The sequence below is a fragment of the Ureibacillus thermosphaericus genome (assembly GCF_012396605.1).
GTDB classification, from domain to species: domain Bacteria; phylum Bacillota; class Bacilli; order Bacillales_A; family Planococcaceae; genus Ureibacillus; species Ureibacillus thermosphaericus.
This window is the reverse complement of record NZ_JAAXPW010000009.1, coordinates 16239-36745: the sequence shown is the minus strand read 5'-3', so window position 1 is coordinate 36745 and position 20507 is coordinate 16239. Positions and strand designations below refer to the sequence as shown.

Genomic DNA, 20507 nt, shown 5'->3' with positions numbered 1-20507 from the left:
ATAGTAATAAACAAAATTTAAAAGAATGATTATATAACAGAGGGGGTCAATCATGTATTATCCAATCATGATGAATATAAAAGATAAAAATGTTGTCGTAATCGGTGGGGGACGTGTTGCTTATCAAAAACTAATAGGATTAGAGGGAACAGAAGCAAACTTAACGATCATTAGTCCAACCATTATTCCAGAAATTAAGGAATGGATGAAACACAATAACGCGAAATGGATTGAAAAAACTTTTGAACCTATAGATATTGAACAGGCAAATATCATTATTGCTACAACAAATGATTCAGCTACAAATCATGAAATACGAATCCATAAAAAAGAACATCAACTTTTGTTGCTTGCAGATAATCCGAAAGATAGTGACTTTATTACACCAGCAACCATAAAGAGAGGGAAACTTAACATCTCCATTTCTACTGGCGGTGCTAGTCCTAGTTTAGCAAAAAAAATTAAAAAAGATCTCGAACAACAATTTGATGAAAAATTTGAGGACTATATAGAATTTTTAGATTACGCTCGTCATATCGTTTTAAATCAAATTGCTGATCGTTCATTAAGGAAAAAACTTTTAACCCAATTATTGGATTCCAAATTTTACAATCTTACGGTTGAAGGAGATGTAATAAAAAGAAATGAAATATTTAAGGAAATGTTGCAGCAAGTAAAAGGACAATCGTTTTAATATAGAAATAAATATATTATGTAAACTAACTAACAAGTTTCAGGTTGTTCTAAACCAATAGTAGACAGACCTGATTGATTAAACATTTATTTTACATGAGTTGCTCTCTAAAGATTTCTTAAATAGCCCACACAGCCAATTAACTGAATAGAAGCATACAATGGGGTAAGAAAGGGGGCAAATCGTGTTTGAAAAAATAAAATATTTAATCGGTCAGCCCATCGGTGTTTCGTTTAAAAATGGATTAAGTGTCTCAGGGGTATTATGCAGTGCAAATGAGCATGAAATCTCCTTAATGGAATACTTATATCAAGAAAAATTTATACAAAGACATTATGATTTTCATATGATACAAGGAATATATATGTTCCCAAGCTGTTCGGATGAATATCTAAATTAAACAATCCTCTAGAGATTTTCTAGAGGATTTTATTTTTTGTAGCAACGATTCAGAACCTTTTTTTGAACTAAGCAATTTTCTGATACAAGCCCTTTCTCTCATTTTATCAACTAGTTTGAAAGCTGTATTATTTAATTTTTATCAAATTATGAATAAAAATGTAAATATTTGGACAATACTTAGTTCGTATTAACAAAAAGTGAATTGCAAGTTTGTTTGTTAAGGAGGACTAAGTATGAAAAAAATTGTAGCATATATACTTTTATGTTTGACATTGTTTACAACATCATTGACATATGCAAAAGAAACATCAGTGGAAAAAGGGGAAATCGACTTTGTCACCAACATTTTAGGTAATGGAGTGGTGGAAGATGCAATTACTCGCCAACTTGCTTTTATGAAAGCCCCACTATTTACTATATACACTGTGAAGGAAGGGGACAACTTGTTCCGAATTGCATTAAATCATGAAGTACCATTAGATTTATTAATGGAATGGAACGATTTAGACAATACATTGATTCATCCAGGTAAGAAATTGATTATTTACAATGACGAAAAATACAAAAAAGAATACAAACCGATTTCTATTGTAGCTGACACAACGGGAGGCTTCTTGCCGAAAAGAGAAACGAAAGCATCACCTACTACCACTCAGCAAGTGATAAAAGAAGATGAACCGTCATCATTAAAAGAAATGACTGTTACAGCAACAGCATATACCGCATACTGTGAAGGATGTTCTGGTACTACTGCTTATGGGATAAATTTACGAGAAAATCCACATATGAAAGTAATTGCTGTTGATCCTAACATTATCCCACTCGGTACAAAAGTATGGGTGGAAGGCTACGGTTATGCAATTGCTGGTGATACTGGAGGAGCCATTAAAGGAAATAAAATTGATGTATTCATCCCTTCCCATGATCAAGCAATGCAGTGGGGAGTAAAAAAGGTAAAAATTAAAATTTTAGATTAACATTTCATATCATGATGAAAAAGTAACTCATAAAAAATACACTTCACTTTCAATTATTTTAGAAAATGAAGTGTATTTTTTATTATATTGTCAATCAAATAAATTATAACAATTGGTCGACTTTTATCCCCTTAAAGTCATGTTCATTGATTGCATAAAGATGATAAAATAGCACTTCTTATAATAAAGAAAAATCTGCCGAAATTAAAAATGTAAAATAGCAATTAGTTCGTACGAAAATGTTTTATCTAAATAATATTTCTATTATTATACAAAAAGTAACATGGAAAACACTTCTTTTGCTTTTTAAACCTATTTCAGCTATATTAAAAAAGGCAAAGATTAATTCCTATTAATAAAATAGGAATTTTAAATAGATTTAGTTGAATTAGGTGATGAATATTGAAAAATCTACTATTAAATAAGAATGACATTTTGCTTAAAAAAATGCAGTTAATTTCATATAAAGAAAATGAGCAAATTTGTCTTGTTGGCCCAGTAAAACTCCCTGTAAAACAAGATAATTTTGAAGCCACATTCCAGTGGTATACTTGGTTGAAGCTAGATGAACCCATTTCAACAAAGGAAGAAGTGTTAAATTATATTTTAAGTGCGAACTTGCAAGAATCTCAACAATCATCTGTATTGGTTTACGGAGATTTTGAAAATGATGAGGAAGCGCTTATTCGTATGCACAGCATTTGTCATACTGGAGATATTTTCGGAAGTCAACGGTGTGATTGCGGTTATCAATTACATGAATCGATGAAAATGATTGTTGAACATGGATGTGGTGCAATCTTTTATTTAGCGAATCATGAGGGCCGTGGGATTGGATTATTTTCAAAATCATTAGCTTACTTATTGCAAGAAGAAGGTTATGATACAGTAGAAGCCAACCATGCACTTGGTTTTGAAGATGATACAAGGTCCTATGAAGAAGCAATTAAAGTATTAGAGACTCTTCGCAATAAACCTGTAACTTTAATTACAAACAACCCTAAAAAACTGGAAGCGTTAAAACATCATGGTCTATTAGCTGATAAACATATTCCACTTTGGGGCGGCTTAACTGAAACAAATCGTTATTATTTAGAAACGAAAATTAAAAAGGCAGGTCACATACCAGAGAAACAATTGTTTTAGGAGGGGTCATTGTGTTAACGGATCGTGATTACATGGAATTAGCATTAAATTTAGCGCGAACGGCAAAGGGCAAAACAAATCCAAATCCTGTTGTTGGGGCGGTCATAGTAAAAGATGGGGTTATCGTAGGAACAGGAATACATCGTAAAGCTGGAGAAGCCCATGCAGAAGTTCATGCATTTCATATGGCAGGAGAGCATGCAAAAGGTGCCACTTTATATGTCACGCTAGAGCCATGTTCTCATTATGGCAAAACCCCTCCTTGTGCAAATTTAGTGAAAGAGTCTGGTGTTAGCAGAGTGGTAGTGGCGACACTTGATCCAAATCCTCTCGTTGCGGGTAAAGGTGTTGACATCATTCGAAAAGCAGGAATTGAGGTAGAAGTAGGCTTATTAGAAAATGAAGCGAGAAAATTGAATGAACGATTTATTCATAATATGTTGACAAATCGTCCTTTCGTTATTTCAAAATTTGCCATGACATTAGATGGGAAAATCGCAACGCATACTGGACATTCAAAATGGATTTCCGGTGAAGCAGCCCGCCTTGAAGTTCACAAATTACGCAATGAAGTTGATGCGATTTTAGTAGGAATAGGAACCGTTTTAAAAGATAATCCGCTATTGACGACACGATTGCCCAATCAAAAAGGGAAAAACCCAATTCGAGTTATTTTAGATAGTCATTTACAAATTCCGATGGATGCAAATGTTTTAAATGACGAAGCTGAAACAATTATTGTGACAACTACCGGTGCGGATCCAATCAAAATAGCGGAACTTAAAAAGAAAAATGTACATTTTATATACTGTTCTAAAAATCAAAAGGGTATCTGCTTAGATGAAATGTTGGAACAATTATATAAACATGGAATAACAGATGTGTTAGTTGAAGGTGGAGGAGAAATAAACGCCTCGTTTATCAGAGCTGGACTTGTAAATAAATATATTATTTACATTGCACCAAAAATATTAGGAGGGCGCCACTCCATTACCCCGGTAGCTGGTGATGATGTTGATAATATGAATTTAGCGGCAAAAGTAGAAATTGACTCATTCGATAAAGTTGGAGAAGATTTACGAATAATTGCTTATCCAAAACTAGGTGATCAACATGATATTCACTGATATATTGATTGTGGGTGCTGGACCGAGTGGCTCACTACTTGCACTGCTATTAGCAAAGAAGGGGATTTCTGTCACCCTTCTTGAACAACATAAGGAAATTGCAAGGGAATTCCGAGGTGAACATTTGAATGAAGATGGAGAAAATATTTTAAAGAAACATAATCTGTATTCAAAAATTGAAAAACTCGGATTGTTAAAAATGAAAGTTATTGAATATTGGAAAAATGGAAAACTCTTTAAAACAATTCAACCTGAGAAACAAGTTGGCCATTTAGGAATCCATGTTCCGCAAGCACATCTATTATCAGTAATTATCGAAGAAGCAAAAAAATACGAAAATTTTTCTCTCATGACAAATACAAAAGTGATTGATTTACTTAAAGATGAAAATGGTCATTTCATTGGGATTAAAGGGAAAAGAGGTAAGGAAGAAATCCTTATACATAGTTCGATGATTATAGGGGCTGATGGAAGATATTCCACTGTCCGAAAAAAAGCAGGTATTGAAACAATAACACGTAAACATGGCTATGACTTACTTTGGGCAAAAATACCGGCACCAGACAATTGGCAACCATCCATAAAAATGGCTGAAGTAGATGGTTTCCAATTATCATTATTTACCCAAGCTAAGGGTTATGTGCAAATTGGCTGGAACATTGCACAGGGATCCTTTTCGAAAATCCGCAAACAATCTATACAACTGTTTATAGATAAATTGATTCAAGCATTTCCTGAATTAGAAGAATCGGTTCGAAAACATATTACTACTTGGGATGATTTTGTCTTATTAGATGTCTATAGTAATCACACAGAAATATGGAGAAAAGACAATATACTGTTAATAGGTGATGCATGTCATGCGATGACACCAACTGGAGCCTTTGGATTAAACAGTGCTTTAAAAGATGCAGATCGGTTATCTGAATGTATTGATCCCGGAAATATAAATGAATTACGTTTATCCCAATGTGAGAAACAAAGAAAAGAAGAAGTAAAAAAATTACAAAAATTGCAAATAGAAAAGGAAAAAAACTTTTCTACCCAGTTTATTATCATTGGTTAAGAAAGTAGGGGAAAAGTGAAAATCGGTTTTGATATAGATGATACATTGATTAACTTACGAGAACATGCTTTTCATCTTTATAATAAAAAATTAGGAAAACAGATTGATATTGCTCTTTTTCATCAATTAAAAAGAGTGGAAATTCATGAACTTTTCGGGTTAGACGAAGATGAAGGTCATGTAATGTGGAATTCGTTAATGGAAGAAATTTACTTTACAGACTGTCCAGTTTTTGAAGGGGCAATTGATTTTATCCGTAAACTTGAAAAAGAAGGGCATTCCATTTTTTATATCACATCGAGACCGAAAACATATTGTGAAAAAACTCGACAATGGATGAAAAATCGAGGTTTTCCGGTCATTGATGAACATTTTTATTGCGGAATGAAGGATCACGAAAAGATGGAGATCATTCAGAAGCTTAATTTGGATGTTTATTTTGATGATAAACCCGCTGTACTGGAGACATTAACAGATTCCAATACAAAAGTTTATGTAAAGCATCAATCTTATAATGGACATGTTCCTTTCCCTAGAGTATATGATTGGAAAAACTTTAAACTAGAATAATATTTCCTAAAAACATACAATGGAAAATTTTCATTGTATGTTTTTTTATGGTATTTTAATAATAGGTATATACAGTTAAGAAATATTTTGTCGATATTATGAAGTGTATAGGTAAAAACTCACAATTATACACATTTTTGTAACTTTTTCTTCTACTATACGTTTAAATAATATAGAAGATATCGATGAAAATGTATCAATACATAAATGAAAAGGGGTAATATAAATGAAATTTAAGAAAAAAATTGCCGCATCCATTGCCGCCTGTTTAATCGCTGCTGGTGCTATGTCCGCCAGTGCTAATGAACTTCCATTTAAGGATATTAAAGCAGATGATTTCTATATTGAGCCACTGAAAAAATTTTTAAAGTTTGATTATGTTAAAGGTTTTGATGACAACACATTCAGACCATATCAAAATGTGAATCGTGCACAAGCAGCTTCTTTCGTTGCGAGAACGATGGGGCTTGATTTGGAAAATGTAAAAGACCCTGGATTTAAAGACGTACCAAAGCAATATGGGGATGTTCCTAATCCTCACTATGGAGCAATAGCAAAATTGACTGAGCTCGGTGTATTTGATAAAGGGAAATATTTTAAACCTGGTGAGGAAATCACTCGTGCTGAAATGGCAAAAATTTTAGTAAAAGCTTATGAATTGGAAGCTCCAACATTAAAACGATTTTCTGATGTTCCAGAAAATGATGAAAACTATTCTTACATTGGAACAATCGGATCATTAGGAATTACAGTTAATGAAGGTTTATTTAAACCGAATGATGGAGTAGGTCGTGCTCATCTAATCACATTTATTGCTCGTACAATCGATTTAAAACGTTCTGATGACAAAGAAGATTATTGGGACACATTAAAAGGTTGGGACGATAACGAAGACTCAAATGAAAACAATAAAGAAAATAATAATGACAATGGAAACAATCAGGAAAATGGAGATCAAGGTGGTAATGAGCAAGTAGACGATTATATACAACTAGAAGTATTGAAAAAAGAGATTGAGTTTCACATTACCGATTTAAGAGATGCGAGAAAAGAAGTAGAAAAACAACTGGAAAAACTCAATGATGTAAAAAAAGATATAGGAGATATTAAGGAAATTGAAGAAGAAATTCAATATTTAAAAAAGCAAATAGATAAAAAGAAATCAGAAAAAGAGAAAGAAGAAAAACGAAAAGAAGTAGACAAACAGAAAATTAGAGATATCGAGAGAAAAATTGATGAACTTGAAGATGAATTAGAAGAACTTGAAGATTTAATTGAAGAGTATGAAATACAAAAAAATAAATTATCACAGGCTTTGAAAAATCTAGATTCGATAATGAATAATGCAGAAAAGATATTACAGACTGCTAAAGAAAAATATCAAAAAGAATTAGATCAAACAATTATTTCTTTTGCATATGATATAAATAGAGCTAAAAGGGACCACGCCTCTGCATATGCAAAGACTTTTGATAAAGACTATTACGAAGAATTGGGAAAAAAGACAAAAAAAGATTTGGAAAAAGTAATTGATAAAGGAAAAAAAGTATTGAAATCTAACGTTTCGTTAAACGAGTTGAAAAGCAAACTGATAGATTTAAATGAAGCAATCATGAAAGCAGAAGATGCTTACGATTCTATGAAAGATGCTGGAGTGGACTTAAAAACTTTAGAAAATGAATTAAAGGATTTAATCAAAACGGCAAGAAGTCTTTCCAATGACATTGAAAAGGAAATTGATAAAAAAGAAGATAACCGTGAAGATTATTTTAAAGCTGAATTAAAAGATGCAATTGATGAATTAGAGGATGCAATTAAAGAATTGGAAAGGGCAGTTAAGGATAAAAAAGGCGTTACTAAAGCTCGTGGAAATGTATCCGATGCTATTGAAGACGCGGAAAAAGTGCTGAAAAATTATCGAGATTCTGGACTAAAGAGCTTACAAAAATACGAAGACCAATTAAAAGATTTAATTAAAAAAGGAAATGATCTTTTTAAATCTTCAAAAGAATTACAATAATTAAAAACGAATGGTCAATAATGGCCATTCGTTTTTCACATTTTGAAGGGGTATCTTTAAAAGGTCAAAACCAAATTAAACTAATTTTAATAAATTTGCGTTCAATAAGCGATGTCTAACGAGAATTCCTACCCAAGCAGCAATGACACCCTTCATCATTTCTAACAGTATAAATGGCGCTGCTCCTGCCATGAATGCCGCATACAATGACATATCGGCAACGAATTTTAACCAAATAGTACCAAAGGCAAGCGTGATCATCATTCCCGAAACGTTTGCAATCAAGCCATGGATATAAGTATATCCGAATTTATTTAAATACCATCCCATGAATAAAGCAGTTGGAATAAAGCCAATAATATAGCCACCTGTAGGTCCAACGAGTATTGACAACCCACCAGACATTCCTGTAAATACTGGTAAACCGATAGCGCCTAGTAAACAATAAACAAGTACGCTAAGGGTACCATATTTTAATCCTAATATTGTCACAATAAGCCCGATTGCTAAAGTTTGACCAGTAATCGGAACTAAAGGAAGTGGGATTGTAATTTGAGCTAATACGGCAATAATTGCTGCACCAAAAGCTGTTAATACAAGTCCATAAGTTTTTGTTGAAGTCACCGTCTTCTCCCCTTTGTTAACCTGTTTATATAATTGGTTTACAAAAAGAATAACCAACATTATTACAAAAGTCAATACGAATTTATCTATGAAAATAATAATTTAAAGTGAAATATAAGAAAAAGAGGAATGGAATAGTTTATGATAAAATATTGCAGAAAGGAATATCTTTGGAGGTGAGATAATTTGGCAAGAGTGATTTTTCATGTTGATATGAATAGCTTTTATGCTTCAGTTGAACAAGCCTATCATCCTGAACTGAAAGGAAAACCCATTGCCATCGCTGGCAATCCGAAAGAACGGCGCGGCATTATTGTAACTAGTTCCTATGAAGCGAGAGCAAAGGGGATTTATACGACGATGAATGTAGCTGAAGCATTAAAAACTTGTCCAGAGCTAATCATCTTACCTCCAGATTTTCCAAAATATCGTGAAGCCTCCAAAGCAATATTTACGATTTTAAAAAGTTATACAAATCTTGTTGAACCGGTTTCAATTGATGAAGGATATATGGATGTAACAGAAGTTTCGAAGGAACGGCATCCATTAGAACTCGCAAAAGAGATTCAACTTCGAATTTTCAATGAGTTAGATTTGCCATGTTCCATCGGCATAGCGCCAAATAAATTCTTAGCAAAAACAGCTTCAGACATGAAAAAACCCATGGGCATTACGGTATTAAGAAAAAGAGAAGTACGAGAAAAATTGTGGCCTTTACCCGTATTAAAAATGCATGGGATAGGGGAGAGTACCGCTAAAAAACTCCATACACTCAATATTTATACAATTGGAGACTTAGCAAAAGCCGATGAAAGGTTACTAAAACAAAAATTGGGTAAAAATGGAGTTAGACTAATAAGAAGAGCAAATGGGATTGACACAAGGGAAGTGGATCCAAATGCAATTTATGATACAAAAAGCGTTGGAAATTCCACTACATTACCATATGACATCATCGAAATGAAAGATATCGAAACAACTTTTCTTAAACTATCTGAAAAAGTTGCAGAAAGATTGGAAGCAAAAAATTTATGCGGTTCCACTATTACGATTCAAATTCGGGACTGCCATTGGAAAAATCAATCGAAAAGTAAAACTGTACAAAATCCAATTTATTTAGAAAAAGATATTTTCCGCGAAGCAATGGAATTATTCTCGAAAGCATGGGATGGTACACCAATCCGCCTTCTTGGAGTGACCGTGTCTAACGTAATCGATAAAAAACATTTTGCTGAACAACTGTCCATATTTAATTTTGAACAATTTGCAAAAGAAGAGCCTATTTATGAAATTATTCATTCAATGGAAAAGAAGTTCGGAAAAGGTATTGTACAAAAAGGGATTGATGTCAAGAAAAAAAGTTATGCATCCAAAACAAGTTTTAGCAAAGATTTCTTTGACGATTTAATCGATAAATAGTAGGAATGGAGATTCAACATGGAATTACAGTTTTTAGGTACAGGGGCGGGAATGCCTTCAAAAGAGCGAAACACAAGTTCTCTTGCATTAAAATTATTTGAAGAAAGAGGAACGATTTGGTTGTTTGATTGTGGAGAAGCAACGCAACACCAAATTTTACATACAACTATTAAACCAAGGAAAGTTGAAAAAATTTTTATTACCCATTTACATGGAGATCATATTTTTGGTTTACCAGGTTTTCTTAGTTCCCGTTCCTTTCTAGGAGGAGAGGAAACTTCACCGTTGACCCTTTACGGACCCTGTGGATTAAAAGATTGGGTTATATTCACGTTGCAACTAACAAAAACGCATTTAAACTATCCTTTACATTTTGTAGAAATTCATGAAGGGATAATATTTGAAGATGATCAATTTATTGTGACTGCAAAACAACTTGAGCATGTCATACCATGCTATGGTTTTCGTGTTGAACAAAAACCGCTACCTGGTGAGCTATTAGTTGAAAAGGCATTAAAACTTGGAGTTCCAAAAGGTCCGATGCTTGGAAAATTGAAAAGTGGGGAAGATGTCACATTAGAAGATGGAACGATTGTTTATAGTAAAGACGTAACTGCACCACCCAAAAAAGGCTTTGTTGTGACAGTCTTAGGTGATACGAAATATTGTCATCAATCGATTGAATTAAGCAAAGATGCGGATATCGTGATACATGAAGCGACTTTCGATTATTCTACGAAAAAACTTGCAGCAGATTATGGGCATTCGACGAATGTGGATGCTGCGAATATTGCAAAAGAGGCTGCTGCAAAGTATCTAATTTTAAACCATATCAGCGCAAGATTTTTACCACATGATTTAGATAAGATTATAAAAGAATCAAAAAATATTTTCCCTAACGTATTTGTAGCAAATGATTTTTCTCTTTTTCATTGGAAAAATGGAAGGTTAACAGAAGGAAATGAAGATAAATAATCACCTAAAATTTCAGAAAATAATAGAATGATTGAGGATAATTATTGTATGATGTTGTTGGGAGGGGAGAGTATGAATCAACCAAAAATAAATCCGGGGTTACTGCGTTTATTTGTTGTCTTTCCTAACTTATTAGCTTGGTGCTTAATGATTGGAATCATATTTTTTGTCATTACAAACTTTGAAGAATTAAAAGCAGCTGAGGCTTTATCTTTTTGGATTATTCTATTAGCGATTTTTTTACCTATTACAATGTATACATCTTATTCGATTATAAAACGTATTAAAAGCGGTGCGTTATAAGAAACTTGGCTATCTAGAAAGAAAAATTCTTTCTTGGTAGCCAAATTTTTTTATGTAGAATTCTGCTCTGTTACTACTCCAAAATTTCGTACTAATCCTTGTCAATAGTCTTAAGTAGCATACTCGCAATTTCATGGTAAAATGCACTTTAGTAGGTGATAAAACCCAAGTTTAAATGTCTAAATTCTTTTTGGAACCTTACATATTTCGAAGTAAATAGTCAAAAATATATATTTCGACAACATAAAATAGCAAAAAAATACATTTCCTAGGAAATAATTGATAAAAGGTTGATATTCTTTAAATATTATAAAATGCTCCGTAATCGGAGCATTTACAATGTTGATAAAGTTTGAATTTTCTTTCAATATTAACTGTAAAGTCAACTAATGGAAACGACGGAGATTTCTTTTCTAGTCAAGGGATTTTTTGATATTTTCCCAAGAAAGAATAGAACAAAAATTACTCACCCCTTGCGAGTTCTCGAGATCTTGCTTCGGCACTTTTAATACAAGCATAAATGGCTTCGTTAAATCGGAAGTTTTCCAATGCTTTTATTCCAGCTTCAGTTGTTCCACCAGGACTTGTCACTTTTCTGCGAAGAACTTCAGGTTCTTCTTTAACTTTTTGAAGCATCATTGCTGAACCAGCAATCGTTTGAACCATTAATTTTCTAACCGTTTCTTTTGATAAGCCAAATTCTACTCCAATTTTTTCCCACGCTTCTAGTAAATAATATAGATAAGCAGGGCCACTTCCCGAAAGAGCCGTGATAGCATGAAGTTTATCTTCTTCCACTTCAATGACAATGCCAATTGCTTCTAACAATTGTAGATAAATAGACTTTTGTGAATCTGTTACATATTCATTAAATGCAATCCCACTGGCTGCCATACCGATTGCTGCTGAAGTATTGGGCATGACCCTTGCAATTGGTCGAACCCCTAGAGCTTTCTCAATTGTTTCAATTGCAATTCCAGCAAGAACAGAAAGGATTGCAGTATTTTCGGAAAGATAAGGAGCAATCGATTCAAAAGCAACTCTTGCATCTTTGGGCTTCATCGCTAAAATAACTAAATCGGCATCTTTAATTTCTTCTAATTGTTCAATAATGTGAACTCCATATATATTTCTTAATTCGTGTAATCTTTCAACGTTAGAACGATTTTTTACATAAATTTGGTTAGCAGGAACAACTTCATTTTTGATCCACCCATGAATTAATGCTTCTGCCATTGATCCTGCACCCATAAATACAATTTTTTGCATTCCTTTTCCCTCCGATATATTTTATCCATAATGAACAATAAAAAATGCGTTTTCATCCTTCATTAAAAAGGACGAAAACGCATGTTTCCGCGGTACCACCTTCGTTTGCTAAAAATAGCACACCTCTAGCCCTTATTATCGCTAAGGGAAACGGTCATGTTTTCATGACTGCTCAGAAGTAGGTTCAATGAATTGAGAGGACTATGCTACTCTCACCAAATGCAGCACTCTCTGAAGTCATCAATTCATTTACTTGGCTTCATCATCGCAATACTTTGTTCAATTATTACAGAAATTATATGCATTTCGATAAAATATGTCAACTAAGTGACGTGGACTAATTAAAAAAAAAGAAGTAAAATAAAATGAATAAGTATTCATTCAGAGAGATAGAGAAACAAGGGGGAACAGACATGGAAATAACAAAAATTATCATACCTACTCCCTATGATGTTGGAGATGTCAATGCTTTTTTAGTAAAAGGTGAGGCGCTTTCTATTTTTGATGTTGGTACGAAAACACCAACTGCGTACGAAGCGCTCGTTCATGGAATAAAAAATGCAGGATATCAATTAAGTGATATTGAACAAGTGATTTTGACTCACCACCATCCTGATCATGCTGGATGGATTGAGGCATTTCCAAATGCGAGAATACTAGGGCATGAATATATCGATTATTGGATGAATAAAGAGGAATTATTATCATATCGCGATGACTTTTATGAATTGCAGTTAAAAAAGCAAGCAGTTCCAGAAGAATATATTCAAAAAATCATTCAAATCCGAAGAAGAATGGATTTATATGGGAACACGCCATTAACTCAATTTATAAAAGATCGAGATGAAATACCAGGACATCCAGGTTTAATTGCTTATTATACTCCTGGCCATGCTCAAAGCCATTTTATTTTTTATAATCAAAAATCAAAAGAAGTCATAGGTGGGGATTTGTTATTAGAGAAAATCGCATCCAACCCACTTATTGAACCACCGGTGGATTTATCTTTTGATAGACCAAAATCACTTATTCAGTATCATGAATCATTAAAATTTTTAACTTCTTTAGATATAACTAAATTATATTCCGGTCACGGTAATGACATTGTTGATGTTAAAGAATTAGTCGATGTGAGAATCCAAAAAGACTTGCTTCGAACAAATCAAGTTTATGAAATTTTACATGAACCAAAAACTGTTTATGAAGTAACGAAAGAATTATACCCAAATGCTAACGATTATCAACTTGGGCTAACTTTATCAAAGACGCAAGGTTATTTAGATCTTTTAGTTAAAAATGAGCGTATTCGATGTGAGCAAGTAGGAGAATATGAGTTGTATTCAAGGCTATAACAAAAGATGTTGCATGAAAAATTGTTATTCAGACCTAGAATAATGATAAGATTACTAGGGTTAAATCATATTTATTATTCTATAAAGTAGTTGAAGTTAACATGATTGGTTTTACATACTAGTCGATTCTTAAATGAATACTGAAAAGGTTAGTAAACAAGAAATATGATGTGATATGGAAGGGGCCGTTTGAAAAGTCATTTTCAAACGGTCTCTTTATGGCAAGTATATTTGTACTCACAGAAGCAAAGATTGAAAAATATTTTAATAAAAACAAATGAGGGTGTCAGAACGTTTTCAACTTTCTAGACACCCACGAATTTATTCTTTGAGATGAATTCGGTTTGATTTGGTGGAAAATGATTTAATATTAAGCTTTGAATGAAAGCCCTGGTCCGAAGAATTCAAAGTGAATACGATCTTCAGAAACACCAAGTTCTCTTACGTATGAAATTACAGTTTCCATAAATGCTTCAGGACCACATATATATACTTCTGTATTTTCTTGAATGTATTTTGATAAATCTTCTTTTGTAATGTATCCTTCTGTATCAGAATATTTCACAAAGTACGAACCTTTTAATTCATTAATTTTCTTTTGAATTTGGTCTTGGAACACAGCTAATTTTTCATTACGAACAGATTGTATAAATGTTACGTTACGGCCAAACTCCATTGAATCAAGCATTGCATAAAGTGGAGTGACGCCAATTCCACCACCTATAAATAATACAGGGTTATCGTTTTGTTGTAGAGTAAATAAACCTGCAGGTGCACTGATTTGTATTGTGCTTCCTTCTTCAACATAATCATGTAAGTAATTTGATACAACACCCTTTGGATTATTTTCCGCTTCTCGTTTTACTGAAATACGATAAACATTTCCATTCGGTGCTTGTGATACAGTGTAATGGCGTAGAGCCGTATACTCTTCTTCAGGTGCTTTTACTTTTACTGTAATATATTGACCTGGTTGATAAGGTGGAAGCGCTTTCCCATCTTCCGGCTCTAAATAGAAGGAAGCAACAAGTTCATTTTCTTGTTCTTTCCTTACTACCTTAAAAGGTTTAAATAAACGCCATCCTCCATTAGCCTCAGCTTGTTGATAAAGCTCTTCTTCCACTTGAATGAAAACATCTGCAATAACACCGTAAGCATCTGCCCAAGCCTCAATAATCTCATCCGTTGCTGCATCACCTAATACTTCTTTAATTGCTGCTAGTAAATTTTCACCTACAATTGGATAGTGTTCGGGCAAGATACCAAGTGCTCTATGTTTATGAGCTATTAAATGCACAACCGGTAAAATGGATTCTAAATTATCAATGTTAGCGGCTGCTGCATACACAGATGCTGCAAGGGCTTGTGGTTGTCTTCCTTCTCTTTGGTTCGATTGGTTAAATACATTTTTTAATTCAGGATGGTTTGTAAACATTCTTTTATAGAAATGCTTCGTGATATCCACCCCATGCTTTTCAAGAACTGGTACTGTTGATTTAACGATGTCGATTGTTTTTTGTGATAACATATTTTCACGTCCTTTCAAGAAACACTATAAACATTAAAAAAATAATAAGCAATATTTTGGATACATCTTTAACATTTTTGCCACAATTGATGTATATAAAATACATCTTTAAAAACGAATTTTTTTTCTTTTAAACAACTTAATTTATTGAAAAATGGTATAATGTTATGCGAATTATAAAAGGAAAAAGCGTGGTGTATAATTTTGCGGTTAACTTTATATACTGATTATTCCTTAAGGGTTTTAATATATTTAGGTCTAAAAGGGAATGACCAACTATCCACCATTCAAGAGATAGCGGATAGTTATAATATTTCAAAAAATCATCTAATGAAAGTGACTTATGATTTAGGCCAATTAGGTTTAATCGAAACAATTCGCGGTCGGGGTGGAGGAATTCGCTTAAAAGTTGCTCCGAAAGATATTAATATCGGAAAACTTGTAAGACATACAGAAGAAGATTTTCATATAGTTGATTGTTTTAATCGTGAGAATCCTCTTTGTATCATCTCTCCTTCTTGCCAATTAAAACATGTTCTGTATGAAGCCTTGCAAGCTTTTTTAAATGTGTTGGATCGATACACATTAGCAGATTTTCTACATTCGAAAGAAGAATTATCAAATTTACTTCAAATGAAGCTTGATTAATAGGGATTGTCCATTATTGGATATCCCTTTTTGTTTTGCTATTAATCATGAATAGAATACCATCATAAAAAAATTGAACAAATAAGAAAGGAATATACCGATTATGAAGAATAAAAAAATTTTTATTACTGGTGCAACAAGTGGATTAGGGAAAATGATTGCAGAATTATGCTTGAAGAGGGGACACGAAGTATATGCAACAGGCAGAAATGAGGAAGCGCTTAATCATCTTTTAAAACTTGGTGCAAAAGTGATAAAAGGGGATTTAAGCAATAAAGAAGATATTCATCGAATATGCAGCGAACTTCCTGATATCGATGTCGCCATTATCAATGCAGGGGTTGGATTTTTTGAATATGCTTTTAAACTTTCAGAAAAAGAAATTGATGCGATGATAGACATTAATGTTAGAGCTCCAATGTATTTGGTGAAAAATTTATCACCGAAAATGATAAAAAAACGCTCTGGTCACTTTATATTTATTGGTTCTCAAGCTGGGAAAGTAGCAACAAAAAAGGCGAGTATTTATGCAGCAACGAAACACGCAATTACGGGATTTGCAAACGGGTTAAGAATGGAATTAGAACCACACAATGTACAAGTATCGGCTGTTTATCCGGGACCTATTGATACTCCATTTTTAGATAAAGCTTCCTCATCATCAGCTTCATATAGAAATTCTCTAAAAGGGGTATTATTGAGTCCTGAAAAAGTAGCCAAAGAAGTTATAAAATTAATTGATCGGCCATTAAGAGAAATCAATTTACCTAAAATTTTGAATATCACAAGTAAGCTATATGCAGTCGCACCTACAATTGTTGAAACATTAGGTAAGAAATTCTTTACAAAAAAATAATTTTAAATCTTGCAAAAATTTAAATTTTATACAATTATATTAAGTAATAAAATGTTCTACAAACTTATAAAAATTCACTTGTATTTGAAATTATAATCTGATAACATTCATGTATAAAGTTTTATAAAATTGTATAAAAATACATTCATTATCAAAGGAGTATTTGATATGGCAAATAAAAAAGTAGTTTTAGCTTATTCAGGTGGACTTGATACATCAGTGGCGATTCCTTGGTTAAAAGAACAAGGTTACGACGTCGTAGCTGTTTGTTTAGATGTGGGTGAAGGGAAAGATTTAGAATTTATACAAAAGAAAGCTCTTCAAGTTGGGGCTGTTGAATCATATATTATTGACGCAAAAGATGAATTTGCAGAGGAGTATGCGCTTGTTTCGCTACAAGCACATACTTGGTATGAGCAAAAATATCCATTAGTCTCTGCTTTATCTCGTCCATTAATTGCGAAAAAATTAGTAGAGATTGCAAACAAAACAAACGCAGATGCGGTGGCTCACGGCTGTACGGGTAAAGGAAACGACCAAGTTCGTTTTGAAGTATCTATTAAAGCATTAAATCCGAATTTGGAAGTGTTGGCGCCGGTGCGTGAATGGGCTTGGAGCCGTGATGAAGAAATCGAATATGCAATAAAACATAACGTACCAGTACCTGCAACAATTGATTCGCCATTCTCCATTGACCAAAACCTTTGGGGACGTGCAAATGAAGCAGGAGTTATGGAAGATCCTTGGGTAGCTCCTCCAGAAGAAGCATATGGTTTAACTGTATCAATTGAAAATGCGCCAGATACACCAGAATATGTAGAAATTGAATTTGTTGAAGGTAAACCGGTAGCATTAAATGGCCAAGAAATGAAATTGGCAGATTTAATTCTAGAGTTAAATAAAATCGCTGGCCGACATGGTGTTGGACGCATTGATCATGTTGAAAACCGTTTAGTTGGTATTAAATCTCGTGAAGTGTATGAGATTCCAGGTGCAAAAGTCCTTTTAACTGCACATAAAGAGTTAGAAGACATCACATTAGTAAAAGAATTAGCTCATTTTAAACCAATCATCGAACAAAAACTTTCTGAAGTCATTTACGATGGTTTATGGTTTAACCCAATTCGTGAAGCTCTTTGTGCCTTCATTAAAGAAACACAAAAATATGTAAACGGTACAGTTCGCGTAAAATTATTTAAAGGACATGCAATTGTTGAAGGACGCAAATCTCCAAATTCTTTATACAGTGAAAAATTAGCTACTTACTCTAAAGAAGATGTATTTAATCATGCATCAGCGGTTGGATTTATCGAACTTTGGGGTCTTCCAACTGTAGTAGCATCACAAGTAAACAATAAAGAAGTAAACAGTAAATAATTATATTGAGTGCGAAGAGGTCTAGGGATGATTATTTTAAGACAGGGTTAGTGGAGAAGGCTTGTTCTTAAAATAATGTGCTTGAGAATGGTGGTTACTCAAGCGTACCAAGACTACTTCGCTATTCTTTTTCACATGAATTGTAACATTATTTTTAGTAAGGATAGGTGGAACAAATGACAAAACTTTGGGGAGGCCGTTTCCAAAAATCAGCAGAAAGCTGGGTTGATGAATTTGGAGCGTCCATTGGTTTCGATCAGCAATTAGTGATGGAAGATATTGAAGGAAGTCTTGCTCATGTAACAATGCTCGGTGTACAAGGTATTTTACCGGAAGAAGATGTGGAAAAAATTAAATGGGGACTAAATGAATTAAAAAAGCGTGCTGAAAATGGCGAGCTTGAATATAAAATTGAAAATGAAGATATCCATTTAAACATTGAAAAAATGTTGATTGATTTAATTGGTCCTGTTGGCGGGAAATTGCATACTGGCCGAAGCCGCAACGACCAGGTTGCGACAGACGTTCACTTATTTTTAAAGAAACGAGTAAAAGAAGTAATCGAATTAATTGAAACTTTCCAAAAAACAATTTTACAAAAAGCAGAGCAGCATATCGATACAATTGCTCCTGGTTATACGCATATGCAAAGAGCACAACCAATTAGTTTCGCCCATCATTTAATGGCGTATTTTTGGATGTTAGAGCGTGATAAAGAACGATTTAAAGAATCAATGAAGCGTATCGATATTTCACCTTTAGGGGCAGGTGCAATGGCTGGCACAACATTTCCAATTAATCGTCAATTGACTGCAGATTTGTTAGGTTTTAGTAGAATTTATGAAAATTCAATGGATGCGGTAAGTGATCGGGACTTCATTGTAGAATTTTTATCGAATTCATCTATACTGATGACTCATCTTTCCCGTTTTGCAGAAGAAATCATTATATGGTCTACTGATGAATTTAAATTTATCGAATTAGATGATTCCTTTTCTACTGGATCATCCATCATGCCACAGAAGAAAAATCCAGATATGGCAGAATTAATCCGTGGAAAAACGGGTCGTGTATATGGGAATTTAATCGGTTTACTTACGGTGTTAAAGGGAACACCATTAACATATAACAAAGATATGCAAGAAGATAAAGAAGGAATGTTCGATACTCTTCAAACAATTTTAGGATCATTAAAGATCTTTGAAGGAATGGTTCGAACAATGACTGTTAATACGGAACGATTGCACAAAGCGGTACATAGCGATTTTTCAAATGCCACAGAACTTGCAGACTATCTCGCTACAAAAGGAATGCCGTTCCGTAAAGCACATGAAGTGACTGGAAAGTTAGTTTTTACTTGTATTCAAAAAGGTATTTTCTTACAAGACTTGTCCATAGATGAGATGAAGGCGGAAAGTGAACTGATTGAAGAAGATGTTTATGAAGTACTTAAACCTGAAGCGGCTGTTTCTCGTCGTCTCTCTCAAGGTGGGACAGGTTTTGAACAAGTTCGAGTGCAAATCGAAAAAGCAAAAGCATGTTTAAATTAATTTGTTTGGGAGTGTATAGAAAGGTCGAAAATTTTCTATACACTCTCACTATTTATGATCATAATTTCTTATAAATTTGCTCCTGGGATAATCGAAACAACTTTCTATTATCAGCACCGTAAATGGGAGTCTCAATACGATTTTTCAGTGGACTCTTTTTTATGTCATTGTGTTAATGAATAGCCTCCTCAAAATAGAAAACAATAAGGAAAAGGAGGTTACCACATTGAGAATCGTCATTTCTCTTGTCTTAATTGCTTCAACAATCTTTGTTGCCAACATAATGTCCGATTCTCCCGATAGCAATGCCCAACAAACTGCACCTGCTTATGCAAAATGGGGAAGAATCGCTATGGAGAAGGTAAAAGAGAAATATGCACAAGCAAATATTATTGATTATCTCCATATCGGAAGAGAAATTGGAGATCAGACTACTACGGAAAAATTTAAACTTTGGTTAAGAGAAGGCAATCGTGAATTTGGCGTCTATGTTGATATTATTTTCGATAATGAAACGGAAGAGGTCATCGATATTCTCTATAGGGAAACAGATCGTTAAGAATTGGTGCAAAATTCTTCTATAGAATTGGACAAGTCTCCTTGT

At 33.5% G+C, this 20507-nt stretch carries 20 protein-coding genes and 1 other annotated feature; of the genes, 17 read left to right on the top strand and 3 right to left on the bottom strand.

Features of this window, described 5'->3' with window-relative positions; translation table 11 throughout:
- Window positions 1-52 precede the first annotated feature (52 nt).
- The 8 genes from HF990_RS05680 (at window position 53) to HF990_RS05645 (ending at window position 8002) form a co-directional block, all read left to right on the top strand.
- Window positions 53-694 (top strand): precorrin-2 dehydrogenase/sirohydrochlorin ferrochelatase family protein, encoded by a 642-nt coding sequence (locus HF990_RS05680; protein ID WP_168412193.1) that lies wholly within the window; start codon window positions 53-55, stop codon window positions 692-694.
- Between the two features lie 184 nt (window positions 695-878).
- Window positions 879-1094, top strand: a complete 216-nt coding sequence (locus tag HF990_RS05675; protein ID WP_016837806.1) for a hypothetical protein — start codon at window positions 879-881, stop codon at window positions 1092-1094.
- A gap of 235 nt (window positions 1095-1329) precedes the next feature.
- A complete protein-coding gene (locus HF990_RS15195) occupies window positions 1330-2073 on the top strand; it encodes a 3D domain-containing protein (RefSeq protein ID WP_016837807.1) in 744 nt (247 codons plus the stop codon).
- A gap of 447 nt (window positions 2074-2520) precedes the next feature.
- Window positions 2521-3219, top strand: a complete 699-nt coding sequence (locus HF990_RS05665) for a GTP cyclohydrolase II (protein WP_050988840.1) — start codon at window positions 2521-2523, stop codon at window positions 3217-3219.
- Between the two features lie 11 nt (window positions 3220-3230).
- Window positions 3231-4346, top strand: coding sequence for a bifunctional diaminohydroxyphosphoribosylaminopyrimidine deaminase/5-amino-6-(5-phosphoribosylamino)uracil reductase RibD (gene ribD / locus HF990_RS05660; RefSeq protein ID WP_016837809.1), 1116 nt, complete (start codon window positions 3231-3233; stop codon window positions 4344-4346).
- Window positions 4333-5412, top strand: coding sequence for an FAD-dependent monooxygenase (locus HF990_RS05655; protein ID WP_016837810.1), 1080 nt, complete (start codon window positions 4333-4335; stop codon window positions 5410-5412). Before ribD ends, HF990_RS05655 begins: the two co-directional genes overlap by 14 nt.
- 15 nt (window positions 5413-5427) lie before the next feature.
- Window positions 5428-5982: a 5' nucleotidase, NT5C type gene (locus HF990_RS05650; RefSeq protein WP_168412192.1), complete on the top strand. Its 555-nt coding sequence runs from the start codon at window positions 5428-5430 to the stop codon at window positions 5980-5982.
- A 226-nt stretch (window positions 5983-6208) separates the two neighbouring features.
- Complete coding sequence (locus HF990_RS05645) at window positions 6209-8002, top strand: S-layer homology domain-containing protein (protein ID WP_168412191.1); 1794 nt, start codon at window positions 6209-6211, stop codon at window positions 8000-8002.
- A 75-nt stretch (window positions 8003-8077) separates the two neighbouring features.
- Here the strand turns inward: HF990_RS05645 and HF990_RS05640 are convergent, their stop codons facing one another.
- Window positions 8078-8626 carry a biotin transporter BioY gene (locus HF990_RS05640; RefSeq protein WP_016837813.1) on the bottom strand — a complete coding sequence of 183 codons (549 nt, stop codon included), beginning with the start codon at window positions 8624-8626 and terminating at the stop codon, window positions 8078-8080.
- A 186-nt stretch (window positions 8627-8812) separates the two neighbouring features.
- Between HF990_RS05640 and HF990_RS05635 the strand changes: the two genes are divergently transcribed.
- From HF990_RS05635 to HF990_RS05625, 3 genes are all read left to right on the top strand, one after another.
- The gene (locus HF990_RS05635; protein WP_016837814.1) at window positions 8813-10045 is read left to right on the top strand and encodes a DNA polymerase IV; all 1233 of its coding nucleotides are present in this window, start codon (window positions 8813-8815) and stop codon (window positions 10043-10045) included.
- Window positions 10046-10063: 18 nt separating this feature from the next.
- Entirely contained in the window at window positions 10064-11020 is a 957-nt protein-coding gene (gene rnz, locus HF990_RS05630; RefSeq protein WP_168412190.1) for a ribonuclease Z, read from the top strand.
- A 72-nt stretch (window positions 11021-11092) separates the two neighbouring features.
- On the top strand, window positions 11093-11323 hold the full coding sequence (locus HF990_RS05625; protein WP_016837816.1) for a hypothetical protein: 231 nt from the start codon (window positions 11093-11095) through the stop codon (window positions 11321-11323).
- Window positions 11324-11785: 462 nt separating this feature from the next.
- On the opposite strand, the gene proC is transcribed toward HF990_RS05625, so the two are convergent.
- Window positions 11786-12592: a pyrroline-5-carboxylate reductase gene (proC, locus tag HF990_RS05620; protein ID WP_016837817.1), complete on the bottom strand. Its 807-nt coding sequence runs from the start codon at window positions 12590-12592 to the stop codon at window positions 11786-11788.
- 64 nt (window positions 12593-12656) lie between these two features.
- Window positions 12657-12867, bottom strand: a binding site (T-box leader).
- Window positions 12868-13005: 138 nt separating this feature from the next.
- Between proC and HF990_RS05615 the strand changes: the two genes are divergently transcribed.
- Window positions 13006-13944, top strand: coding sequence for an MBL fold metallo-hydrolase (locus HF990_RS05615; protein WP_016837818.1), 939 nt, complete (start codon window positions 13006-13008; stop codon window positions 13942-13944).
- A gap of 370 nt (window positions 13945-14314) precedes the next feature.
- Here HF990_RS05615 and hmpA read toward each other — a convergent pair whose 3' ends face one another.
- Window positions 14315-15472: an NO-inducible flavohemoprotein gene (gene hmpA, locus HF990_RS05610; RefSeq protein ID WP_016837819.1), complete on the bottom strand. Its 1158-nt coding sequence runs from the start codon at window positions 15470-15472 to the stop codon at window positions 14315-14317.
- Between the two features lie 204 nt (window positions 15473-15676).
- Here hmpA and HF990_RS05605 point away from each other — a divergent pair, with 204 nt between their 5' ends.
- The 5 genes from HF990_RS05605 to HF990_RS05585 all read left to right on the top strand — a co-directional run bounded on the left by HF990_RS05605 (window position 15677) and on the right by HF990_RS05585 (window position 20462).
- Window positions 15677-16120, top strand: a complete 444-nt coding sequence (locus HF990_RS05605) for an RrF2 family transcriptional regulator (protein WP_016837820.1) — start codon at window positions 15677-15679, stop codon at window positions 16118-16120.
- 103 nt (window positions 16121-16223) lie between these two features.
- The gene (locus tag HF990_RS05600; RefSeq protein WP_016837821.1) at window positions 16224-16976 is read left to right on the top strand and encodes an SDR family NAD(P)-dependent oxidoreductase; all 753 of its coding nucleotides are present in this window, start codon (window positions 16224-16226) and stop codon (window positions 16974-16976) included.
- 168 nt (window positions 16977-17144) lie between these two features.
- Complete coding sequence (locus HF990_RS05595) at window positions 17145-18353, top strand: argininosuccinate synthase (RefSeq protein ID WP_016837822.1); 1209 nt, start codon at window positions 17145-17147, stop codon at window positions 18351-18353.
- 176 nt (window positions 18354-18529) lie between these two features.
- Entirely contained in the window at window positions 18530-19903 is a 1374-nt protein-coding gene (gene argH / locus HF990_RS05590) for an argininosuccinate lyase (RefSeq protein WP_016837823.1), read from the top strand.
- Between the two features lie 226 nt (window positions 19904-20129).
- Window positions 20130-20462 (top strand): YqzG/YhdC family protein, encoded by a 333-nt coding sequence (locus HF990_RS05585; protein ID WP_016837824.1) that lies wholly within the window; start codon window positions 20130-20132, stop codon window positions 20460-20462.
- The last annotated feature ends 45 nt before the right edge of the window (window positions 20463-20507 follow it).

Bases quoted from the DNA above. Each gene is read 5' to 3' on its own strand.
- HF990_RS05680 (WP_168412193.1), top strand. From the start codon at position 53: ATGTATTATCCAATCATGATGAATATAAAAGATAAAAATGTTGTCGTA.
- HF990_RS15195 (WP_016837807.1), top strand. From the start codon at position 1,330: ATGAAAAAAATTGTAGCATATATACTTTTATGTTTGACATTGTTTACA.
- HF990_RS05665 (WP_050988840.1), top strand. From the start codon at position 2,521: ATGCAGTTAATTTCATATAAAGAAAATGAGCAAATTTGTCTTGTTGGC.
- HF990_RS05655 (WP_016837810.1), top strand. From the start codon at position 4,333: ATGATATTCACTGATATATTGATTGTGGGTGCTGGACCGAGTGGCTCA.
- HF990_RS05645 (WP_168412191.1), top strand. From the start codon at position 6,209: ATGAAATTTAAGAAAAAAATTGCCGCATCCATTGCCGCCTGTTTAATC.
- rnz (WP_168412190.1), top strand. From the start codon at position 10,064: ATGGAATTACAGTTTTTAGGTACAGGGGCGGGAATGCCTTCAAAAGAG.
- HF990_RS05625 (WP_016837816.1), top strand. From the start codon at position 11,093: ATGAATCAACCAAAAATAAATCCGGGGTTACTGCGTTTATTTGTTGTC.
- proC (WP_016837817.1), bottom strand. From the start codon at position 12,592: ATGCAAAAAATTGTATTTATGGGTGCAGGATCAATGGCAGAAGCATTA.
- HF990_RS05615 (WP_016837818.1), top strand. From the start codon at position 13,006: ATGGAAATAACAAAAATTATCATACCTACTCCCTATGATGTTGGAGAT.
- hmpA (WP_016837819.1), bottom strand. From the start codon at position 15,472: ATGTTATCACAAAAAACAATCGACATCGTTAAATCAACAGTACCAGTT.
- HF990_RS05600 (WP_016837821.1), top strand. From the start codon at position 16,224: ATGAAGAATAAAAAAATTTTTATTACTGGTGCAACAAGTGGATTAGGG.
- HF990_RS05595 (WP_016837822.1), top strand. From the start codon at position 17,145: ATGGCAAATAAAAAAGTAGTTTTAGCTTATTCAGGTGGACTTGATACA.
- argH (WP_016837823.1), top strand. From the start codon at position 18,530: ATGACAAAACTTTGGGGAGGCCGTTTCCAAAAATCAGCAGAAAGCTGG.